The organism is Lysobacter sp. CCNWLW3, assembly GCF_036697405.1.
GTDB lineage: Bacteria > Pseudomonadota > Gammaproteobacteria > Xanthomonadales > Xanthomonadaceae > Lysobacter.
Map to the genome: position 1 here is coordinate 1 of NZ_JBAHWA010000034.1, position 2,031 is coordinate 2,031.

The 2,031-nt window shown below is 53.0% G+C and carries 3 protein-coding genes; all 3 read left to right on the plus strand.

The features are described 5' to 3' along the window. A partial coding sequence (locus tag V1318_RS21635; protein ID WP_332941840.1) for an RHS repeat-associated core domain-containing protein occupies window positions 1-597 on the plus strand: 597 nt, incomplete at its 5' end. Then, window positions 585-956, plus strand: coding sequence for a hypothetical protein (locus tag V1318_RS21640; protein ID WP_332941841.1), 372 nt, complete (start codon window positions 585-587; stop codon window positions 954-956). The genes V1318_RS21635 and V1318_RS21640, both read left to right, overlap by 13 nt. A 251-nt stretch (window positions 957-1,207) precedes the next feature. After that, on the plus strand, window positions 1,208-1,879 hold the full coding sequence (locus V1318_RS21645; protein ID WP_332941842.1) for a hypothetical protein: 672 nt from the start codon (window positions 1,208-1,210) through the stop codon (window positions 1,877-1,879). The last annotated feature ends 152 nt before the right edge of the window (window positions 1,880-2,031 follow it).

A 2,031-nucleotide genomic window follows, 5' to 3' on the forward strand; every position in this document is an offset into this window, starting at 1 on the left:
CGCTATGACGCGGCGACGGGGCTGAATTACAACTACTTCCGGGATTACGATGCGGGGAGTGGGCGGTATGTGCAGAGTGATCCCATAGGATTGAATGCTGGGATTAGTACATATGCATATGTTAATGGGAGGCCGCTGCATTATGTTGATCCTCATGGGCTTGAGGTCATCTCGATCTATGTCGACGGAACTCTAGAGCGTATGGGTCGCCGAGATGCAAAGGACATTCGAGAAACATATGAACGGGCCCGAGGTATTCGGGATTGGGCCAATGAGCGTTACCCACGAGTCCGGGGTGACCCTAACGATGCTATGCGTCACTGCGTCACCAGCTGCATGATGGCGCGAGAGAAAACGCTAGGGTCAAATGCAGGTCGCGTTCTTGGGGTAGTGAACGAAGGTTGGGGTTTTGTGCGGCATGATTTGATGTTATTGGTTCCAAAGATTCGCGATGGTGGTCCTTGGGCTTTCCAGATGTCTGATCTTGAACACAATGAAAAAGGCTTCTGCACTGGTAACTCGCTGCCGGGGGATAGGCCTATGAAAGCTCCTATTGAACAACTTGGCCAAGAGTGTGCGCGCGCATGTTCAAAATAGACCTCAAAAAGTTGTCGTGCGTGACGCTGGCTGCGTTTGTTCTACTTGCTTGCGGCTGTGAAGGGTATCCGGACAATGCCACTGTCAATGAAGAATTTCGAAGACTTGCGAAGATAAGGGTGCCCTCAGAGGTCGCTGTTGTGCCAACAGCTATCTATCGCGCAGATGGTGATTACAAATCTTTTTCCCAGATTGTCGTGTATGAAGCGACGGCCAGCAAAGAAGTTGTGATCAAGCATGGTTGGCTTAAGGGGGTTTTGATGCATAACGGTCAAGTGATTTCTGGTTGTAAGGTTGAGTTCGTCTATTACTGGAAAAATGATCGCTGGCTGCTCGTGGATGATGGGCCGGTTAAATAGCTGTGAATAGACTAGAACGTCCTAGCGCTTCCGAAATTTGGTCTGATTACGTGAAGGATAATCAGATTTCCGGGCGCTATATCGATTAGCAATTTATGAGGAATGGGTTTTCCGGGGTCCAAGCTGAGGTTAACTTCAGGAAGCGCGTATATGGATCTGCGTCCTATGACGCCGACATAGAGGCTCACTCCAGCGATGAAGCGTTCAAGCGATACTGCGTTCTCCGAGATGAGTTGAACCAGAGGCTTCCCTTGCTGGAAGGATTGTCGCTCGCGGAGCGGGACCGGGCCTGGGAGGAGATAGTTCAAGATTCGCGGTTGCCTAGCCTTCTGAAAAGCACGGCGTTGAGATCTGTCAACAGAGCCAAGTATGAGGCGATCATCGAATTTCACGCCTCTGCATTACGAGAGGCGATGCATGAAGAGCGACAAGGCGTTTGCAGGATTTATTCTGAGCCAGCGATCTCGCTGCGTCCGGCTGACAAGATCGAACTTCGAAAAGAGGTGCTGAACGCCGTCATGTCGGATGTTTACGGCTCGCTAGGGTTCAAGGTCTTTCGCAAGAAGAAGGGTGTCAACTCTTATGTAAAGCCTGTCGCTATGGACTTGGCCATCATCGTTGAGCCCGACGTAGTTGCGCTTCAGCAGAAACACGCGGAGAACTTTGTTGTACCTCCTACGGTGTATTGGCCGCTGATGATGCTTGAGATTTTTTGTTATCTGGGGCCGGCAAGCAGAAAGACTGAGCATGAAAGCATCATCATCGCCGCTGGTGGTGAGTGTGTCGCTTCATGGCGGCGCAACCGCTACGACGATACTCGATCATTGGAGGCCATGGTGCGCGCGGACGCGCTTTGGTATGAGTTGACGCTGGCGCCATTCGAACAGCATTTGAGCGAGCACTACGGTGGGGCAAGCGGCTAAAGGGTCGTCTGCCTGAGGCCGGGCGCCGCGCTGAGACGAGGACACCCACCGTTCCGCCTATAGTCAGCTACTCCGGGCGGCAGCCGCACGGTGCTGCTCAACCAGGCCGGCTACGCCCCGTTCGGCCCCGCGACCGGCTGGGTCTACGGCAA

What these genes read in the sequence shown, in the direction of transcription:
- V1318_RS21640 (WP_332941841.1), top strand. Translation starts at nt 585, where the DNA reads ATGTTCAAAATAGACCTCAAAAAGTTGTCGTGCGTGACGCTGGCTGCG.